General features: G+C 69.9%; 17 protein-coding genes. 12 read left to right on the top strand and 5 right to left on the bottom strand.

Annotated elements, in window-relative coordinates; translation table 11 throughout:
- Window positions 1-56: 56 nt before the first annotated feature.
- On the bottom strand, window positions 57-1,472 hold the full coding sequence (locus M2163_RS06770; protein ID WP_280893423.1) for a non-reducing end alpha-L-arabinofuranosidase family hydrolase: 1,416 nt from the start codon (window positions 1,470-1,472) through the stop codon (window positions 57-59).
- 666 nt (window positions 1,473-2,138) lie between these two features.
- On the opposite strand from M2163_RS06770, the gene M2163_RS06765 reads away from it, so the two are divergent.
- Entirely contained in the window at window positions 2,139-3,551 is a 1,413-nt protein-coding gene (locus M2163_RS06765; RefSeq protein WP_280897221.1) for an alpha/beta hydrolase, read from the top strand.
- 153 nt (window positions 3,552-3,704) lie between these two features.
- Here M2163_RS06765 and M2163_RS06760 read toward each other — a convergent pair whose 3' ends face one another.
- A complete protein-coding gene (locus M2163_RS06760; protein ID WP_280853787.1) occupies window positions 3,705-4,394 on the bottom strand; it encodes a DUF4232 domain-containing protein in 690 nt (229 codons plus the stop codon).
- Between the two features lie 470 nt (window positions 4,395-4,864).
- Window positions 4,865-5,845 (bottom strand): helix-turn-helix domain-containing protein, encoded by a 981-nt coding sequence (locus tag M2163_RS06755; RefSeq protein ID WP_280893422.1) that lies wholly within the window; start codon window positions 5,843-5,845, stop codon window positions 4,865-4,867.
- Between the two features lie 306 nt (window positions 5,846-6,151).
- On the opposite strand from M2163_RS06755, the gene M2163_RS06750 reads away from it, so the two are divergent.
- From M2163_RS06750 to M2163_RS06735, 4 genes are all read left to right on the top strand, one after another.
- Entirely contained in the window at window positions 6,152-6,976 is an 825-nt protein-coding gene (locus M2163_RS06750) for an alpha/beta hydrolase (RefSeq protein WP_280853789.1), read from the top strand.
- 63 nt (window positions 6,977-7,039) lie between these two features.
- The gene (locus M2163_RS06745) at window positions 7,040-7,876 is read left to right on the top strand and encodes an alpha/beta hydrolase (RefSeq protein ID WP_280897220.1); all 837 of its coding nucleotides are present in this window, start codon (window positions 7,040-7,042) and stop codon (window positions 7,874-7,876) included.
- A gap of 11 nt (window positions 7,877-7,887) precedes the next feature.
- The gene (locus M2163_RS06740; RefSeq protein ID WP_280853790.1) at window positions 7,888-8,682 is read left to right on the top strand and encodes an alpha/beta hydrolase; all 795 of its coding nucleotides are present in this window, start codon (window positions 7,888-7,890) and stop codon (window positions 8,680-8,682) included.
- Window positions 8,683-8,751: 69 nt separating this feature from the next.
- A complete protein-coding gene (locus M2163_RS06735; RefSeq protein ID WP_280853791.1) occupies window positions 8,752-9,543 on the top strand; it encodes an MBL fold metallo-hydrolase in 792 nt (263 codons plus the stop codon).
- 228 nt (window positions 9,544-9,771) lie between these two features.
- Here M2163_RS06735 and M2163_RS06730 read toward each other — a convergent pair whose 3' ends face one another.
- Window positions 9,772-11,532 (bottom strand): S8 family serine peptidase, encoded by a 1,761-nt coding sequence (locus tag M2163_RS06730; protein ID WP_280854304.1) that lies wholly within the window; start codon window positions 11,530-11,532, stop codon window positions 9,772-9,774.
- Between the two features lie 458 nt (window positions 11,533-11,990).
- On the opposite strand from M2163_RS06730, the gene M2163_RS06725 reads away from it, so the two are divergent.
- The 7 genes from M2163_RS06725 to M2163_RS06695 all read left to right on the top strand — a co-directional run bounded on the left by M2163_RS06725 (window position 11,991) and on the right by M2163_RS06695 (window position 17,083).
- Window positions 11,991-12,596 carry a lytic polysaccharide monooxygenase gene (locus M2163_RS06725; RefSeq protein ID WP_280893421.1) on the top strand — a complete coding sequence of 202 codons (606 nt, stop codon included), beginning with the start codon at window positions 11,991-11,993 and terminating at the stop codon, window positions 12,594-12,596.
- Window positions 12,597-12,687: 91 nt separating this feature from the next.
- Window positions 12,688-12,849, top strand: coding sequence for a hypothetical protein (locus tag M2163_RS06720; protein WP_280893420.1), 162 nt, complete (start codon window positions 12,688-12,690; stop codon window positions 12,847-12,849).
- Window positions 12,850-12,902: 53 nt separating this feature from the next.
- Window positions 12,903-13,463, top strand: a complete 561-nt coding sequence (locus M2163_RS06715; protein ID WP_280853792.1) for an RNA polymerase sigma factor — start codon at window positions 12,903-12,905, stop codon at window positions 13,461-13,463.
- Window positions 13,460-14,278: a zf-HC2 domain-containing protein gene (locus M2163_RS06710; RefSeq protein WP_280893419.1), complete on the top strand. Its 819-nt coding sequence runs from the start codon at window positions 13,460-13,462 to the stop codon at window positions 14,276-14,278. The genes M2163_RS06715 and M2163_RS06710 overlap by 4 nt, the downstream gene beginning before the upstream one ends.
- Before the next feature lie 32 nt (window positions 14,279-14,310).
- Window positions 14,311-15,120, top strand: coding sequence for an ABC transporter ATP-binding protein (locus M2163_RS06705; protein WP_280893418.1), 810 nt, complete (start codon window positions 14,311-14,313; stop codon window positions 15,118-15,120).
- Window positions 15,117-16,511, top strand: coding sequence for a hypothetical protein (locus M2163_RS06700; RefSeq protein WP_280893417.1), 1,395 nt, complete (start codon window positions 15,117-15,119; stop codon window positions 16,509-16,511). Before M2163_RS06705 ends, M2163_RS06700 begins: the two co-directional genes overlap by 4 nt.
- Window positions 16,508-17,083, top strand: a complete 576-nt coding sequence (locus tag M2163_RS06695; protein ID WP_280893416.1) for a hypothetical protein — start codon at window positions 16,508-16,510, stop codon at window positions 17,081-17,083. Before M2163_RS06700 ends, M2163_RS06695 begins: the two co-directional genes overlap by 4 nt.
- 507 nt (window positions 17,084-17,590) lie before the next feature.
- Here M2163_RS06695 and M2163_RS06690 read toward each other — a convergent pair.
- Window positions 17,591-18,376, bottom strand: coding sequence for a DUF1963 domain-containing protein (locus tag M2163_RS06690; RefSeq protein ID WP_280893415.1), 786 nt, complete (start codon window positions 18,374-18,376; stop codon window positions 17,591-17,593).
- Between the last annotated feature and the right edge of the window lie 107 nt (window positions 18,377-18,483).

Below are 18,483 nucleotides of genomic sequence, written 5' to 3'. Positions count from 1 at the left end.
GACGGCTGGTCCACGCGTGGGACCGCACCTCGTCGCGAACCCCTTGAGCGGGTGGGTCAGCGCTGCAAGGTCAACAGGCCGGGACGGTACGGCAGTTGGATGTAGGGGGTGCCGGACGGTGTGTTGGGGGACAGGCCCTGGTAGAGCAGTTGCAGGTTGCAGGGGTCGACGGTCATGGTCTGGTCGGGGTTGTTGCGGACCAGGTCACCGTGGCTGATGTCGTTGGTCCATGTGGCACCGCTGTTGGCCTTCCCGGCAAAGGGATTGCTCTCGGTGGCGGCCTGCGGGGTCCACGAACCGTTCAGGCCGGATGCCGTGAACGAGCGGAAGAAGCGCTGCTCACTCGCCCCCCGAGCCTCGACGATCATGAGGTACTGGTTCTGTCCCTGGACCTTGTACACCTGCGGCGCCTCGAACAGGTTCTTCACCGTGTCGCTCATGATCGTCGTGTACGACGAGCCGAAGCTGGCCGGGAAGTTCCCGATCGGCATGGTCGACCTGTAGATCTTGCCGTTGTCGCCGGCGAAGAACAGGTACATGTTCTGGTCGTCGGCGATCACGGTCGGGTCGATCGCGCTGCCGTCGGGGACGCTGCCGGTGAACAACGGTTGCGCCGCGGACCAGCCGTTGGGGTTGGTGGGGTCACTCGACGTGCGGTAGACGAAGGGCCATTGGGTGCCCCACCCGTTCGAGGTCAGCACCCAGATGTTCTTGGGCGCGAAGTAGAGCAGCGTGGGAGCCACCGCGCCCTGGCTCATCCCGGTCTGGCCGGCCGATGCCATGTCCGACCAGTTCGTGAAGGGGCTGAACGCCATCGATTTCCATGACGATCCGTCCGAGGCGGTCGCGTAGACCAGGTGCTTGCCGTTGTACGTCACGGTGGTGAAGTCCTTCAACGAGGCCCACCCGTTGGCGGGTTGCGCCAGCGGGCCGGTCGAGCTCCATCGGTAGGTCGACGGAAGAGTGCAGGTGCCGCCGGGCGGTGCGGACAGGCCGGTCCACTTCTGGTTGTTGCCTCCGCTGCAGTTCCAGAGCTGCACCGCCGTGCCGTTGGCCGTGGCGCCGCCCGACACATCCAGGCACAGCCCGGACTCGACGGCGACGACCGTGCCGTCGGCATTGCCCCGCCACTGCTGGTTGGTGCCGCCGTTGCAGGACCAGATCACCGGCCGGGTGCCTGCCGTGGTGGCGTGGCCCGGAACATCGAGGCACTTGTTGCCGTACACCGTCAGCTGGTTGGTGTCCGTGAGCGTCCACTGCTGGTTGGTGCCGTTCGTGCAGTCCCAGATCTGCACGTTCGTGCCGTCGCTCTGGCCGGCGCCCGATACGTCGAGGCACCGGCCGGAACCGACGCCGCGCAGGGCGGCGGTGGTGGCGGCCTGTGCCGGTGCGGCGACGAGCAGCGCCGCCACGGCGAGGAGGGCCGCGAGCATCACGGACAGATGCTTGCGGCGGAAGGTGTGCCTGCGCATGGAGTCCTCATTCCTGAGTGAGCGGTTCCGTCGAAATCTCGAACAGTGGTCGAAACATCGAGCGCGCGGAAGGAAGAGAGTGAGAGATCTGCGAACCTGAGAAGAGGTGCCCTTGGGTGCGGGGTGCCACCGATCAGACTCCATCGATCCACTCCGCTGATACATGGGATGGATTAGCGGGTATCGGTGGGGCCGGTGTCTAGTCCTGCGACACAAATTCCTGTCCTGTGGCGGTTAATGTGCAGTCCGTCCCCGGATCACCGCGTCAGACATGGGGTGTTCTGAGGGAGGGGTCTGGGTAGTGTGAGGGGGCCGGGCATGCCAGCTCGCAGGGTGAGGGCTCGCGCCAAGGAGCAGTGCTTGGCGTACGTCGGTGGCGCGTGGCTGACGGACCGACAGCAGCTGTTGACGGAGACCCCCTTGACCCGGCCCAGGCGCTTTCCGCCTGCCCCGGCGGCCCTGATCGGTCCCTGAGCCGACCCGGAAAAGTCCCTGACGCGGGCGCCGAACCAGGAACAGCGCGCCTAACGTGACGACAGCGTCCCGGCCGGGTCCGCACGCCTGACACCACCGCGCTCGTCACGAGGAGGACTCATGCAGTTGGGGGACGGATCCGCGCTACGGCGGATCGCCATCCGGGCCACGGCCTTCACTGGGGGAGTCGCCATGGCCGCCGTCACCGGCCTCGCCGCCGCTCCCGCGGTCCACGCGTCGCCGTCCGCCCCAGAGACCCTGCGGTGGGCACCGTGTGACGCCCCGGAGAAGCCGGGAGCCGAGTGTGCCACCTTGTCCGTACCGGTCGACTGGGCCCGTCCGAAGGGACCGAGACTCGACCTGGCCGTGGGGCGGCGCAAGGCCACCGACCCCGACGCACGCGTCGGCTCGATGGTGTTCGGCCCTGGTGGGCCGGGCGACTCGGGTGTGCAGATGGTGGTGGGCAACGTCAGCCGCTTCAGCCCCGAGGTCCGTCGCCGGTTCGACATCGTCAGCTTCGACCCGCGCGGGGTGGGCGCCAGCAACCCGGTGACCTGCTCCACCGCCCTGCTCGCTGAGCGGCCGTCACCGGTGCTGAGGAGCCAGGCGGATTTCGACGCCACCATGGCGTACAACAAGCGGCTCCGCGCGGACTGCCGCGCCCGTACCGGTCCGGTCTTCGACCACCTTGACACTGCTCAGACGGTCCGGGACCTGGACGCCCTCCGGGCCGCCCTCGGCGAGCGGAAACTGACCTTCCACGGCAGCTCGTACGGCACGCTGCTCGGCGCGCAGTACGCCGAGACCTACCCACGCCGCGTGCGCGCGATGGTGCTGGAGAGCGTCATCGACCACAGCGTCCCGACCGCCCGTGCCTTTCTTCACGCCGAGGCCGCCACAGCGGAGGACTCCTTCCAGGAGTTCGTGCAGTGGTGCGGCCGTGCCACGGACTGCGTGCTGCACGGCCGCGACGTCCGTGCCGTCTGGCAGGACCTGTTGGCTCGGGCCGGGCGCGGCGAGCTGGAGGACCCGGCGAGGCCCGGCACCTCGCTGTCGTCGTCGGACCTGGTCAACAAGATCGCGTTCCGGAGGTTCTACCAGGCAGACTACGCGGGCCTGGCAACGGCGATCGCGCGGATGGAAGCGAGCATGCCGCTGCCCGCGTCGCCCACTTCGACAGCGCCGCTTCCTGCGGCCACCCCGGTCTTCTGCGCCGACTGGCACCTGCCCGTGCGTGACTACCGGGACTACGCCTCGCTCGTCACCATGATGAACACGACCGCGCCCGACCTGCCTCACCTGCTGCCGCTGCACATGACAGCGGCGTGCCTGGGCGCACCGACCGCCAATCCCCAGCACCGCCTGGACGTACACGGTGCCCCACCGATCCTGGTCTCCAACGCGCTGCACGACCCCGCCACCGGGTACCCATGGGCGGTCTCGGTGACCCGGCAGCTCGGCCGCAGCGGCGTGCTCCTCACCTACGAGGGCCACGGCCATGGCAGCGTCACCAGCGGCCCGTGCATGCAGGACGCCGTGGACCGCTATCTCGCCGACCTCTCCGTCCCACCCCGCGGTACCCGCTGCCCCGCCGTGCCGCTCTGACATCGCTGGGCGTCAGCCAATGGCACGCCAGACCAACGCTTGGATGATCTGGCAGAAATGACCTTGGCCGACGCACGCGGCCTGTTCGGACGCGCTCGCGGACACGTCGGCTCAGCGTGTCCCACCTGCGTGGCCTCCCCTGAGAGGTATCGGTCAAGAAGGCCTGACCGCCGATACGGCGGTGACGGTGACGGTGTCGTCGCACTCGGCGAACTGCCCGTCGTCCAGGGCCACCTGGTGCGCTCCGGACCCGGGCAGTCGGACGACCATCGTGGGATACACCACGGGTGCCGAACCGGACGCGCAGTACCCGTCGCCTTCTCCCTGCACCTGCACGAAGGTCAGCTTCACCCAGGCCCTGCCCCCGGGGGCCACCTTCACTGAACCAGCGGCTCCGGTCGGCTTGACGGTGAGCGGCACGTTCATCTCGGGAGAGCCGTTCCCGGCGCCGGCCACCGCGGGATGCCCCTTGAGGACGCACGTTCGTGCCGACACGTTGGTGAACTCGACGACGGCAGCGCCCGTCCCCGTACCGGATGGCCGTACGGCGGCCTGACGGGCGGTCGCCTTCAGACTGCCCGCGGCGCAGGTCGCCGCCGAACCGGCCGGAGCGGGTGCGGACGGCAGAGGTGCGGAGGTGGTGGGCGCGGGCAGGGAGCCGGAGGGCGCCGGGGAGCCGGGCGTGAAGGAGGAGGGCGCTGAGCTGACGGTCCCGGACGAAGTGGTGCCGCCGTCCGCGGTGTCGGCGCCGCCAGCACCGGGCTGGCATGCTGCCACCGCCAGCGCCGTCGAAGCCACGACGACCGTCAGCACCGAACCGCGCACTTTGTTCACGTACCGCATGCTGTCCCCCGAGTCCCGTGGTCCGGAGCGTGGCTCCTTGCCGCTCCCGACGAACCAGACATCACCCAGGAGCCGACAGTTCACCCGCATCGCGACCTGTTACCCGCCGGTGACGAAATCCGGCCACAACGACCTGGAACGGCCGGGAGAGGCGGCGGGCAGCGGTTCCCGACCACTCGACCACGGCCGCGGGACGGCAAGGACCGTGACGGCACGGGAGCAGCCTTTTCGACGTGCGCACCATGCTCGTCGAGACCGACGTGATGGCGTACGGGTCGGGCTCGGCGGGCCACGACAAGGTGCCGTTCTCGACCTGTTCCCGTGCGCCGCCGGCGAGGTGCTGTCCGCCGACGAAGTGCGCCTGTGCGTTCACGTCCACGTACGCCGCGTCGGCGCCTGCCTCGTCGACGCTACAACGCACCCGTCGTGAAGATCCGCCCCTGCATCGCAGCCTGCTCGCGGCGAGTCGGTCAGCGATCGTCCAGCGGGGGCAGGAATCGGCCCTGCCGCGAGACTCTTCGCCATTGGCTGGGGGTGGTGCCGTAGGTCTGGCGGAAACGGCGGGAGAAGAAGGCCGGGTTGGTGAAGCCCCAACTGCGGGCGATGCTTTCGATCGTGCGGTGCGAGTGCCCGGGCGCTGCGAGGTCGGCACGCGCGCCTTCGAGCCGACGGCGGATGATCCACTTTTCGAGACTGACTCCGCCGTCGTCGCACAACCGGTACAGCGTCCGCACGGAGGTGTTGTGCGCCCAGGCGATCCGCTGAGGGGTGAGGTCGGGCTCCCGCAGATGGACGCGGGCATAGGCCAGAACACGTGTGAGGAGGGTTTCCCTGCCGACTGCCCGGCGGGTGGAGTCGTCGCCGGCTACCGAGACCACCCAGGCCCGGACGAGTTCCACGGTGGCGGAGGCGAGGGCATCGGCTTCGGGGCCCGCGCTGATCTGGTCGGCGATGTGGTGCACGCCGAGCACGTGGTGGATCAGCAGCTGTCCGATGGGGCTGTGCTGGAGCGACGGGATGGAGCTGCGGATCGTCGCTTCGGGCAGGCTGAGGCGTTCGGTGTCGAACATCAGGGCCAGCGTGCTGCCGAGGCCGGACCACCAGTACTCGTAGCCGGCAGGCATGTGGTGCATGGTCGCGCTGTTCGGGCCGATGCGCCGCTGATGGTCGGCCCAGGTGAAACCGCCGGTTCCCTGGCGGTGGATGTTGATCGCGACAGTGTCCATCGCGTCGCGCCGCGCCTGCCGGAGCGAGCGGGAGATGCGCACACCTGTGCCCTGGGTGTGGAAAAGCGTCAACGGGCCGAGAGGCCAGAGTTCGAGTCGTTTCCAGACCCCCTCCTCGGTCTCCTCCTCCTGGACGGAGGAAACGCCGCCTTCACCGGCGGCCACCGCCTCGAAGGCTGCGATCCGGTCGCCGAGTCGAAGATCGTTCGTGTCGAGGACGAGCACGACCCCTCCCGTTCCGGCCGCGCCAGGTCGCCGCCCAGGAAGCGAGTGTCCGCCGTGTGAAGCTGCGCGGGCAAAGATGCATGCATACAGCACGAGCAGGCGCGCACCTCTGCCGCGGCCCGCGATGCGGCAGGTGCGCGGGTCGCCTGCGGTAGGGGCCGTGGCACACAGGGGACAGCCCTGGACAGGCAGGGTAAAGGCGACCGGCCATCTCCGTGCCAGGCTCCCACGCAAGTCCTTCACAACTACGGGGTGCGGCAGGGAGGACGGCATTGCGGCGCCCCGGCCACCAGTCGGGAGAAGCCCATGCCCTTCGTCACCGCATCCGACGACGCCCAGATCTACTACAAGGACTGGGGGACAGGTCGCCCCGTCGTCCTCAGCCACGGCTGGCCGCTGAACTCCGACAGCTGGGAGGCCCAGCAGCTGTTCCTGGCCACCCATGGCTACCGGGCCATCGCACACGACCGGCGCGGCCACGGCCGCTCCACCCAGACGTGGAACGGCAACGAGATGAACACCTACGCCGACGACCTGGCGACCCTCATCGACACCCTGGACCTGCGTGACGCCACCCTGGTCGGATTCTCCACCGGCGGAGGCGAAGTCGCCCGCTACGTCGGCCGTCACGGCACCGCCCGGCTCGCCCAGGTCGTACTCGTCTCCGCGGTCCCCCCGTTCATGCTCAAGACCGACGACAACCCCGGCGGCGTCCCGATCGAGACCTTCGACGCGATCCGGGCCGGATCGCTGGCCGACCGCTCGCAGTTGTACCGCGACCTGTCCGACGGGCCGTTCTTCGGCAACAACCGGCCGGGTGCCGAGGTATCCCAGGGCATCCGGGACGCCTTCTGGCGCCAGGGCCTCCAGGCCGGGCACCGAGGGGCGTACGAGTGCATCGCCGCCTTCTCCGCGACCGACTTCCGCGCGGACCTGGACGCGATCGACGTGCCCACGCTGGTCATCCACGGCGACGACGACCAGGTCGTGCCCATCGAGGTCGGGGGCAAGGCGTCGGCCGCCCGCATCAAGAAGGCGACGCTCAAGGTGTACGCCGGCGCCCCACACGGGATCACCGACACCCACAAGGAGCAGCTCGGCGCCGACCTGCTGGAGTTCCTCAATTCCTGACGGAGTACCGCCCGCCTCCCCGGCCGCCCTCCGGGGAAACCCGAGCACAGGAGCCAACACATGATGTTCAGCGGTCCACGGCCTCGCCGTCGTACAGTCAGCTCGTGCCTGCTCGCCGCCGCGCTCGTGGCCGGCGTAAGTGGCGCGGTCGCCCCCGTCTCCGCCACCACGGCGCACACGAGCGGCCCCAGGCCGACCGTCGTCCTCGTCCACGGCGTGTTCGCCGACGCCTCCGGCTGGTACCAGACCATCGCCGCCTTGCAGAAGGCCGGCTATCCGGTCATCGCTGCGGCCAACCCGCTGCGCGACCTGGGCGGCGACTCGGCCTACGTCTCCAGCATCCTCGACAGCATCGACGGCCCGGTCATCCTGGTCGGCCACTCCTACGGCGGCGAGGTCATCACCAACGCCGCCCGCGACCACCACAACGTCAAAGCCCTCGTCTACGTCGCCGCCTTCGCCCCCGACCAGGGCGAGAGCGCGCTGCAACTCGCGGGGAGATTTCCCGGCAGCAAGCTGCCGGACGCACTGATCACCCGCGACTACCCGCTGCCGGACGGCAGCACCGGCAAGGACGGTTACGTCGACCCGGCGAAGTTCCGCGAGGTGTTCGCCGCCGACCTGCCGTCCTCCCAGACCCGGCTCATGGCGGCGGCGCAACGTCCCGGCAGCGTGGGAGGGCTGGCCGGCCCCAGCGGCGCCCCGGCATGGAAGGACCTGCCGTCCTGGTACGTCATCCCCACCGCGGACAACGTCATCCCGGCCGCCGCGCAGCGCTTCATGGCCGAGCGAGCCCACAGCCGCACCGTCGAGGTCAAGGGTGCGTCCCACGCCGTGATGATGTCCCGCCCCGACATCGTGGTCCGCCAGATCCAGGCCGCCCACCAGGCCACTCGCTGAGGAGCACACCGATGCAACCCGACACCATCGTTCTCGTCCACGGCTTCTGGGTGACACCGCGCGCCTGGGAAAGCTGGATCGCCCACTACCAGGACAAGGGCTTCCGGGTCATCGCCCCGCCCTACCCCGGCTTCGAGGTGGAAGTCGAGGCTCTCAACGCCAATCCGACCCCGATCGAGACCGTGACCGTCCCCGCCATCATCGCCAGCCTGGAGAAGGTCATCGCAGAGCTGGACCGACCGCCCGTCATCATGGGGCACTCCGCCGGCGGCGCGTTCACCCAGATCCTGCTCGACCACGGCTTCGGCGCCGCCGGAGTGGCGATCAACTCCGCGCCCACCGAAGGCGTGGCCGTCGTACCGCTGTCCCAGGTCCGCTCGACCTTCCCGGTACTGAGGAACCCGGCCAACCGCCACCGCGCCGTCGGCTTCGACTACGACCACTGGCGTTACGCCTTCACCAACACCTTCCCCGAGGACCAGGCCCACGCCACCTACGAGCGTTACCACATACCCGCCCCCGGCAGCATCGTATGGGGGAGCGCCCTGGCCAACATCCACCCCGGCCACACCGACACCTACGTCGACTACCACAACACGGGCCGGGTACCACTGCTGTTCTGTTCAGGTGAGAACGACCACCTCATGCCCCCCAAGGTGCAGCAGTCCAACGCCAAGCACTACAAGGCCGAGGGCACCATCACCGAGGTCACGGTGTTCCCCGGCCGCTCCCATCTGATGCCCGCCCAGGACGGCTGGGAGGAAGTCGCCGACCACGCCCTGGACTGGGCCCTCGCCCACGCCTGACCGCACCCGCGGCGCGCACCGCGCCCGGGCGGGCACCCTACGGCCTGGGCGCGGGAACGGAGTCTCCCCATGAGCGACCTGCGTATCACCCACATCGGCGGCCCGACCACCCTCATCGAGACGGGCGGCTGGCGGCTGCTGACCGATCCCACCTTCGACCCGCCCGGACAGCGCTACAGCTTCGGCTGGGGCACCTCCTCGCACAAGGCCACCGGGCCCGCCCTGGCCGCCGCCGACCTGCCGCCGATCGACGCCGTCCTGCTCAGCCATGACCAGCACGGCGACAACCTTGACCGCACCGGCCGTGACGTCCTGCGCACCGCCCGGACCGTCCTGACCACCCCGGCCGGAGCCCGCCGCCTCGGCCGCGCAGCTCACGGTCTCGCCCCATGGACCACGACCCGCCTGCACGCCCCGGATCGCACCACCGTCACCGTCACCGCCACCCCAGCCCGCCACGGGCCGCCCCTGTCACGGCTCCTGACCGGACAGGTCACTGGTTTCGCCCTCACCTGGGAGGGCCAGCAGCACGGCGCACTGTGGATCTCCGGGGACACCGTCCTGTACGGCGGTGTGCGCGAAGTGGCCCGGCACCTGACCGTGGGCACCGCGCTGCTGCATGTCGGGGGTGTGCGCTTCCCGATCACCGGACCGGTCCGCTACACCATGACCGCCGCCCAGGCCGTGCACCTGTGCCGCCTGCTGCGACCCCGCACCGCCATCCCCGTCCACTACGAGGGCTGGCACCACTTCCACGAGGGCCGCGATGCCATCGAGTACGAACTCGCCCACGCGCCCGCCGATATCCGCAGTCGCTTCCGCTGGCTGCCCACCGGAGCTGCCACGGACATCAGCGCCTGATCCGTGGGACACAACTCCCACACGACGCTCACTCACACGTGAGCCGGCAGGTGATGGTCGACGCCCCACCGAGCCTGCCGCTGCCCTCACCGCCCAAAGCGCGGAGGACCGTTGAACGTGCGCGTGACCGTCAGTTCCGGACGCCACCGGCGTATGGGCCCCGACCGCGGTTACACCCCGGTCGGGGCCCATGTTGCGTGCTGATTCCAGGCGTTGCCGGGCCCTGCGCTAGAAGGTCAGGTTCCAGGCGTCGATCTTGCCGGTGTCGGAGGCGGCGTTGTCGTTGACGCGCAGCTTCCAGGTGCCGTTCGCGACCTCCGAGGAGGCGTTCACGGTGTAGGTCTGCGCGATGTTGTCGGCGCTGCCGCCGGTGTGGTTGTGCAGCGTGTAGACGGTGCCGTCCGGCGCCACCAGGTCGACCTTCAGGTCACCGATGTAGGTGTGCTTGATGTCCACCCCCACCTTGAGGGTGGCCGGGGCGTTGCCGGTCACACCGGTGACGGCGATCGGGCTCTCCACGGTCGCGTTGTCGTTGACGGCGAAGTCCGCGAGGTTCTCGAAGTACTTGCCGGGCGGCGGGGTGGCCCCGACGGCCTTGAGGGCGTCGACCTGGCCTTCGCCGAAGAACGAGTTGTTGGCCGTCGTGCCCGTGCAGCGGCTGTCCGAGGGGCAGGCGATGTCGTTGGCCTGTTCGGCCAGCTTGGCGCGGAGCTGCGCCGGGGTGATGCCCGGGTTGGCGCTGGCGAGAAGTGCCGCCACCCCGACCACGTGCGGGGTGGCCATCGAGGTGCCGCTCTTGCTGCCGTAGCCGCCGCCGGGGACGGTGGAGTACACGTTGCTGCCCGGCGCCGCGATGTCGATGACGCCCTGGCCGAAGTTGGAGAACGAGGCCTTGGTGACGCCGGTGCCGTTGGCCGCGACCGTGACCACGCCCGGCAGCTCGGTCGGGATGTCGAGGCAGGCGTTGGTGATGGTGCGGGTGACCGGCGTCGAGTCGTTCGGGCTCGCGGAGTCGGTCGTCTTGTGGGCGAGGTCGTAGTTCTCGTTGCCCGCCGCGGCGACCTGGAGGGAACCCTTGCCCTCGGCGTACTCCTGGGCGCGCTTGACGCCCTCGATGATGGCGGCCTGGTCGATGTTGTCCGGGCAGTTGAACTGCCAAGGGTCCGTGTAATAGCTGTTGTTGGTGACCTTGAAGCCGTGGTCGCCGGCCCAGACGAAGCCGCAGATCGTGTTCTCGGCGAAGAAGAAGGAGTTGCCCGGCTCGGCGACCCGGACCGCGGCGATCTTCACGCCGGGGGCCACGCCGACGACGCCCTTGCCGTTCTTGGCCGCGGCGACGGTGCCCGCTACGTGAGTGCCGTGCGTGTCCACGTCCCGCCACGCGCCGGCACGGGTGTCGGGCTTGCCGTAGGCGCAGGAGACCGAGTCGGCCGCGTCGAAGTTGGGCGCCAGGTCCTGGTGCTGGTCGTCCACACCGGTGTCCAGGATGCCGACCGTGACGGAGGCGGAGCCAGGGTTCACCGCCCAGGCCTGGTCGGCCTTGATCTGGCTCATGTCGGCCCGGACCGGTTCTCCGGCCGGGGTCGAGGCCTGGGGCGGATTGGCCGGGAGGGCCGGGTTGTAGGCGTCGGCCGGGACGTCCGACGTACGCGTGGCGCCGACCTGCTGCACGCCGGAGACGCCGCGCATGGTGGCGGCGAAGGAACTGGACGCCGAGTGGGCGACGATCACGCCGATGGCGTCGTAGTTCGAGAAGACGGTGCCGCCGTTGGCCGTGATCGCCGAGCGGACCGCCGAAGTGTCACCGGGGGCGGTGATCACGAGGTAGGCGCGCGTCCCGGCCACCCAGGCCGCGCTCTGGGAAGCCGACACGGCGGCCGGAGCGGAGACCTTGGCGGCCGGCGCGGCGGAGGAGACGACGGGGAGCGTGCCCGCGAGGGCGCCCGGGACGCCGAACGCGAGGGTGGCGCCGAGCGTGGCCGCGAGCACCAGCGTGCGTCTGGAGCGGCTGAGGACGTGGGGTGTCAAGGCAACCTCCGGAGACAGCCCGGTCGTGCTTATGACACGGGCCGGGCCCTACGAAACAAGTGGTGGATGCAAGATGTCAGGTGCATGATCCCGGGCGGAAGTACCTTTCCGTACAGGGACGTTGTGGAGGCATGGCTGAAAAGAGACGTCCTGGGGGCATCTGGCGTCGAGATCCCCAGGACATGCGTTTCGGTACCGCGGACCCTTCTGGCCCGCGCCTCACGCCAGATGCCCTGTTCGCCAGTCGCCTCTGTAATCAACTCTGTCTGCTTCATTGACATCTCACTCAGAAGTCCTAACTTTGGGAGCGCTCCCATCACAGCCTTGCCAACTGGAAGGAGTCCCCCCACATGCGTAACAAGATTCCGTTAACCGGGCGGTCGCGTCCCTCTGCCCGCCGACCTCTCCAGGTGCTCGTCATGCTGTTCGCCGTGGTCGTCGGCGCCCTCGCCTGGTCGACCCCCGCCCAGGCGCACGGCACCATCGTCGGCCCCGCCACCCGCGCGTACCAGTGCTGGAAGACGTGGGGCAGCGATCACATGAACCCGGCCATGCAGACCCAGGACCCCATGTGCTGGCAGGCCTTCCAGGCCAACGCCGACACCATGTGGAACTGGATGAGCGCGCTCCGCGATGGTCTCGGAGGCCAGTTCCAGGCGCGGACGCCCGACGGGACGCTCTGCAGCAACAACCTCTCGAGGAACGCCAGCCTGGACAAGCCCGGACCGTGGAAGACCACGACCATCGGGAACAACTTCTCGGTCCAGCTGTACGACCAGGCGTCCCACGGTGCCGACTACTTCAAGGTCTACGTGAGCAAGCAGGGCTTCGACCCCAAGACCCAGACCCTGGGCTGGGGCAACCTCGACTTCATCACGCAGACCGGCCGGTTCGCCCCGGCACAGAACATCACGTTCCCCGTGCAGACCTCCGGCTACACCGGACACCACATCCTGTTCGTGATCTGGCAGGCCTCGCACCTCGACCAGGCCTACATGTGGTGCAGCGACGTGAACTTCGCCTGAGCCGCCACGCACTGCACACGGCACCGGCCTGTGCCGGGCGCCGGTAACCCGCCGCCCGGCCGACCGAGCCCCGTCGGGGCAGGGATCCCATGTGGTCACCCTGTCCCGACGGGGCTTCCTGCGTTCCTCGTCGCTCGAACTGGCCGCGGCGCACGGAGCCCTCCAGCCGGTCGGCGTGGACCTGGTTCGTGACGTTCGCGTGCCGCTGCCGACCGAAGACCCGAAGGCGGAGACAGCAAGGCTTGCTGTGTGACATGGATCACGGCGCCGCGAAAACCTGTCGTCCGGGCCGGGCGTCTAGCAGGTGTGAGATCAGTCAGAGCAGCGCTGCACGAGGTGGACGAGGAGCGTCTCGTCCGGCTGGTGGCCAAAGGCGACCGTGCCGCGTTCGAGGAGTTGTACCGGCGTACGTCACCGTGGATGGCGGTGCGGTTGCGCCGCCGGTGCGAGGACGAGCAGATCGTCGCGGAGGTCATGCAGGAGACCTACTTGGCGGTCTGGCGCGCGGCGGGTGCGTTCGCCGGGGCCGCGGTCGGGGGGACGGCGACCGGTTGGCTGTGGACGATCGCGGCGCGTCGCCTCGTCGACGCGTTCAGGCGCAGGGCGCACCACGCGCAGCCACCGCCGGCCGCTGCCGTGCCCGAGGCGGTGCCCGCTGCCGAGGAGTCGGCGCTCGCGGGAACCGTCGACGGTGATGTCGGGGACGCACTGAGGTGCCTGGCGCCGGAGTTGAGACAGGTACTGCAGGCCATGGTGCTCGACGGGCTGTCCGTCCGTGAGACCGCGGTGCTGCTCGGGCTGCCCGAAGGCACGGTCAAGACCCGTGCCCGCCGGGCCCGTATCGAGATGCGGAGGGCGCTGGCATGAGTGTGGAACACGCGTCGATGCGGATCATCGAAGGCTATGTGCGCGGCGGCGCGGACCTGTTGGCCGACGAGGTGTGGGCCGTGGAGGCGCATCTGGAGATGTGCCGGGTGTGCCGCGACCGGTTGTCTGCCGCTGTCGCTGCCGGGGTGCCCGCCGTTACGTCACTGGTCGACACCGTGTGGTCCGGCCTGGAGCCCCAACTCGCGGTCACGGCCCCGATGCCGCGCCGACGGCGCTGGTCGGCGCCGCTGTCGCGGTGGATGACGCCGGCGATGGTGCCGTGGCTGGCCATGGTCGTGGGCGTGACGCTGGCCGCCCTGCTGCTCGATCTGTCCGGCACGGGCTCCGGCGAGGTGTCGTTGGTGCTGCTGTTCGCGCCGGTCCTGCCGGTGCTCGGCGTGGCGGCGTGCTGGTCGCGCGGTCTGGACCCGGCGTACGAACTGACGGCCTCGGTTCCCAGGGCCGGGCTCTATCTGGTGTTGCGACGCACCGCGTCCGTGCTCGCCGTGGTCGTCCCCGTGCTGGCGGTGGGCGGTTGGGCGACGGGGGTGATGGTGGCCCAGTGGCTGCTGCCCTGTCTGGCCTTCACCTCGATGACCCTGGCGCTCGGCGGTGTCGTCGGTGTGCGGCGCGCAGCCGTCGTGCTGGCCACCGTCTGGGCCGCCGTGGTCGTGGTTCCGACGCTGGCCACCAGCCGTACGGCCTTCGCTCTGCAGACGGGCGGTTTGCCCGCGTGGGGGCTCATCCTCGCGGTCGGTATCGGTGTCGTGATCGCCCGCAGAGGCGCGTACACCGTGCTGGGAGCTCATCGATGACCATCGGAAAGAACATGCGAAAGGACCACCACATGACGACCGCCGTGAGCGCGGCCGACATCGCACCGACGCCCTACGCCTGGCAGATCCAGGCCACCGGTCTGAAGGTCAGGGTCGGCAGGAAACGGATGGCCGTCGACGGCCTGGACCTGTCGCTGGGCACCGGCGTCCACGGACTGCTCGGCCCGAACGGGGCGGGCAAGACCACTCTCATCCGGACGCTGGCCACCGTACTGCGACCCACCGAGGGCAGCCTGGAGCTGCTCGGCGAATCCGTGGCCGGCGGGGGCGAACACCGTGCGGTGCGCCGCCGGATCGGCTATCTGCCGCAGGAGTTCGGCTACTACAAGCGCTTCACGGTGCGCGAGTTCGTCGAGTACATGGCGTGGCTGAAGGAGGTGCCCAAAGCGGACATCCCCGCGGCGGTGCAGCGCGCGGTGGAGCGGGTGGGTCTGGCGGACCGCGCCGACGAGAGGATGAAGGCCCTGTCGGGCGGCATGGTGCGCAGGGTCGGCATCGCCCAGGCCATCGTCAACGACCCGACGATCCTGCTCCTCGACGAGCCGACGGTCGGCCTGGACCCGGCGCAGCGGCTGCGCTTCCGCGAGCTGCTGCAGGAGTTGGGCAGGGACACCTGCGTGCTCGTCTCGACTCATCTGGTGGAGGACGTCGCCGCCGCCTGCACCGACGTGGTGCTCTTCAACGAGGGTCGGCTGGTCTTCCAGGGCCCTCCGGATGAGCTGGCCTCGGTGGGCGGCCCCGAACACGTGGGGGACAACCCGCTGGAGCGCGGCTACTCGGCCCTGCTGCTCAATCCCGAGCAGGGAAGGGGCACGTGGTGAACGGCAGCGTCCTGCGTATCGAGTTGAGGCGTTCGGTCGCCCCATGGGCGGGCGTCGTGGTCCTGGTGCCGGCGCTGGCGTTCCTGTACCTGCTGGACGGCGCCTGGTGGAACGGCACCACGGCATGGACGGCCCAGTGGACACCACTGGCCCTGTGGACCCGCGGCCTGCTGTTCTACCTGTGGCCGCTCGCCGTGGGGCTCGGGGCGCTGCAGGGGCTGCGCGATCACCGCTCGAAGATGTCCGAACTGCTGACGAGCACACCGCGCCCGGCCCGGCACCGCGCGGCCACCCTGGCGGGCGCGACGGCGATCACGCTGGCCTCGGCTTTCGCGTTCCTCGTCCTCGTGGGCGGGGTCCAGGTGCTCGCCCACACCGAGTACACGCACGTGGGGTGGCTGCCGGTCTCGCTGGTGGGGGCACTCTTCCTCGTCGCGGGGTCGGTGCTGGGCATGGGGGCCGGGAGGGCCCTGCCGTCCCCGCTCACCCCGCCCGCGCTGGCCATGAGCGCCTTCGTCTTCACAGCCCTCATGCACATGTCGCTGGGCCGGACGCAGACGAACACGGCGGACGGGTTCACGAGCACGGAGCCGAACCGGATCTCGCTGCTGTCACCAACCGTGGAGGAGGTGCGCGAGGCGTTCGTCACGCTCTCTGCCTCCGTGCACGTCGGGCAGACGATCTGGCTGCTCGGCATGGCCGTGACCGGCTTCGCGCTGCTCGTCGCCGCGACCCCGCGCGCCCGGCTGGCCGCCCTGGCGCCCGTCCTGGCGGGCGCGACGGTCGCCCTGCTCATCCTCCCCTCCGATCCGCGCCGGATGTACGTCGTCGACGAGGCCGCTGCGGAGCTGGTGTGCGACGGACCGGTGTGCGTGACAAAGACGCAGCAGGCACGACTCGCGGACCTCGCGGGTCCCGGCAAGGAGGCGCTGCGGCTGCTGCACGGTGTCCTGGGTGATCAGGCGCCGCTCTCGGTCCGGGAGAACACCGCCGTACTGCCGGAGGGCTCCACACCGCAGTGGTCTCGCAAGACCGTGCTCCTCGACTTCGACGACGCCATCGTCGCCGCCGCGAAGGGCGGGGAGCTGACCCGCGCCCTGATCGCCAAGGGCATGGTGCCAGGGTGCACCCCGGTCGGCTGGGGCAGCTTCGGGGGAGACGACTACGCGCAGACCATCGCGGCGGGCTGGGTCCTGGGGGACCTCAAGCCGCTGCGCGGCACGCCGGCACGGATGCGCCGCGAAGTCGAATCCGAGACCCGCCCGGTGTGGGAGAAACTCACGGCGCTTCCTCGGTCCGAGCAGGCCGCACGGATCAACGCGATGCGCGCCGCCGCGCTCTCCTGCGAGGGTGATCCGTTCGAGGTGCTGTCCGGCGGTGCGTCCCGGTGAGATGGCTGACGCTGTACGCCCGCTCGCGTCAGGTTCCCGCCTCGCTCGCCGCGGTGGTGATCGGAGTGGCAGCGGTGTGGGCACTCGCCCGGCACGAGGGGGCGGACCCCGTTGATCCACGGCTGCCCGTGCTCGTCCTCGCCACGGGGGCGATGGCCTTCTCGATCGGGCTCGGCGGGCAGGACCTGGCGTTGGACCGGACGGCCGCGATCCGCTGGGTACCCCGCAGAACGGGGCACGTGCTGCTTGCCGGCGTGGTCGTCGCCGCGGCACTGCTGACCGTGCAGACCATGGGCGCGCCCATGGCCACCACCGCGTTCGTCGTCCGGGACAGCGCGGGCCTGATGGGCCTGGTCGCCCTGGGCGCGGCGCTCTGGGGCGGCCAGTACGCATGGACGCTGCCGTTCGCCTGGCTGTCGTTCTCGTTCTTCGCCCCGCCCCCGACGAGTGTGCCGATGGAGGTGGCGGTGTGGATGCTGCTGCCTCCCGGCACGGCAGCGGGCACCTGGACGGCCCTGGCCCTCACGGTCGTCGGCTGCGCGGCCTACGCCGTCGCGGGACCGAGGCGGTAGTGGGTGGCGGCGCCGTGTCAGGTCTTCCTCTTGCTGATGGTCCGCTCGTTGGTGTTGCGCTCTTCGTGAAGGGCGGGCCGGGGGTCGCTCACGGGCCGCCTTGTAGTCGCAGCTCGCCGCCGCGCCCGCGGCAGGAGGACCGTCGTCGCGGAGGACGAACCTCAGCTCGGCGATGGCGCCGAGCTCGTTGGCCCAGCAGACCAAGGCATTTGTGCTCACCCGAACAGTTCGGTCGCTTGTCCGCGGTTCCGACGGCCTCGCGCACTCACCCGCTCGCGGTGGTGCGATGCCTCCCGTTCCCACCGACATCGCTGGGCCGCTGGTCACAGCGCAGCACGGCACCGCCCGCACGATGCCGGTGCCCTACCCGGCGGACAGGCACGCCTCGGCGCCGTACTGTCGCTGCGCCGGCAGTCCGGGCGCGCGATCCTGGTCGGCTGCGCGCTGCCGGGCCTGACAGAGATGACCCCGTCGTGCGCTCGACGACACAGCGGAGGATGCCGTTCACTAGACCTGCTGCTCGAACTCCAGGGCTTCGTATCGGCACGCGGCGATGTCTTCGCGGGTGCCGACAATGAGGGTCTGGGTGTAGACGTGGGGGTCGATCGACTGTCCGTGTATCTGTGCAAGGAGGACGAGGTCGCCTTCGTCGGGTGGTGACTGCCAAGGGGTGGAGAAACCGCCGAGTTGGACGGCGATTCCGCGCGAGGCACCCCCCGCTGCCCCTTCGCGCACGGCGTCCTCGAAATCGTCCAGGATGTCGTCGCGGTCCGCGCTGCCTTCCACGAACGCGCTGGTCGCCGGGGCGTCGCGCCAATCGTGTGAGACGGTCAGTCCCGGTACCGGATACAGATCATCCGGCTGGTAGACCTTGACCTCCTCCGGCTCGCCGTCGAGCTCATACGCCGCCGAGCGTTGTGTGGTCCGCACGTCGGCGGGAACGTGGAGCACCACCGACGACTCCGGCTCGTATTCGATCTGGGTGAAGAACAACAGGCTCCCGTCGGATGGCAGTGCGATGTCGAGGGCTTCGCGAGGGAGCGCCGCACAATCGACGGTCAGCACCAGAGGACTGCGCCCATCGGGCCAGTCCACGCCGTCGGGCAGGCGGGGGAGGCCTCCCGTGCGCGCGGCGGGACGGGCCTCGTGCTGCTGAGCGGGCGTCAGGCACTGGATGGGGAGCAGGTGAAGGCACGGTCGGGAGCCGGAGAGCAGTTCCTGCGCTACCGGCACGGGAACGCCATGCTTCTCGGCCGCCCTCAGAACGAGCTCTTCCGTGAAGGGAGTGGTCATGACCGCGATCATGCCAGGACCCACTGACACCGAGGGCCCCCAACTCCCGATCCCGACAACGTAGTTCTCGCGCCTGAAACGACATGCGACAACGGGTGATCGGTCAC

The sequence above is a fragment of the Streptomyces sp. SAI-135 genome, from assembly GCF_029893805.1.
Taxonomy (GTDB): domain Bacteria; phylum Actinomycetota; class Actinomycetes; order Streptomycetales; family Streptomycetaceae; genus Streptomyces.
The sequence above is the reverse complement of the archived record's forward strand: the minus strand, read 5'-3'. Positions and strand labels throughout refer to the sequence as shown.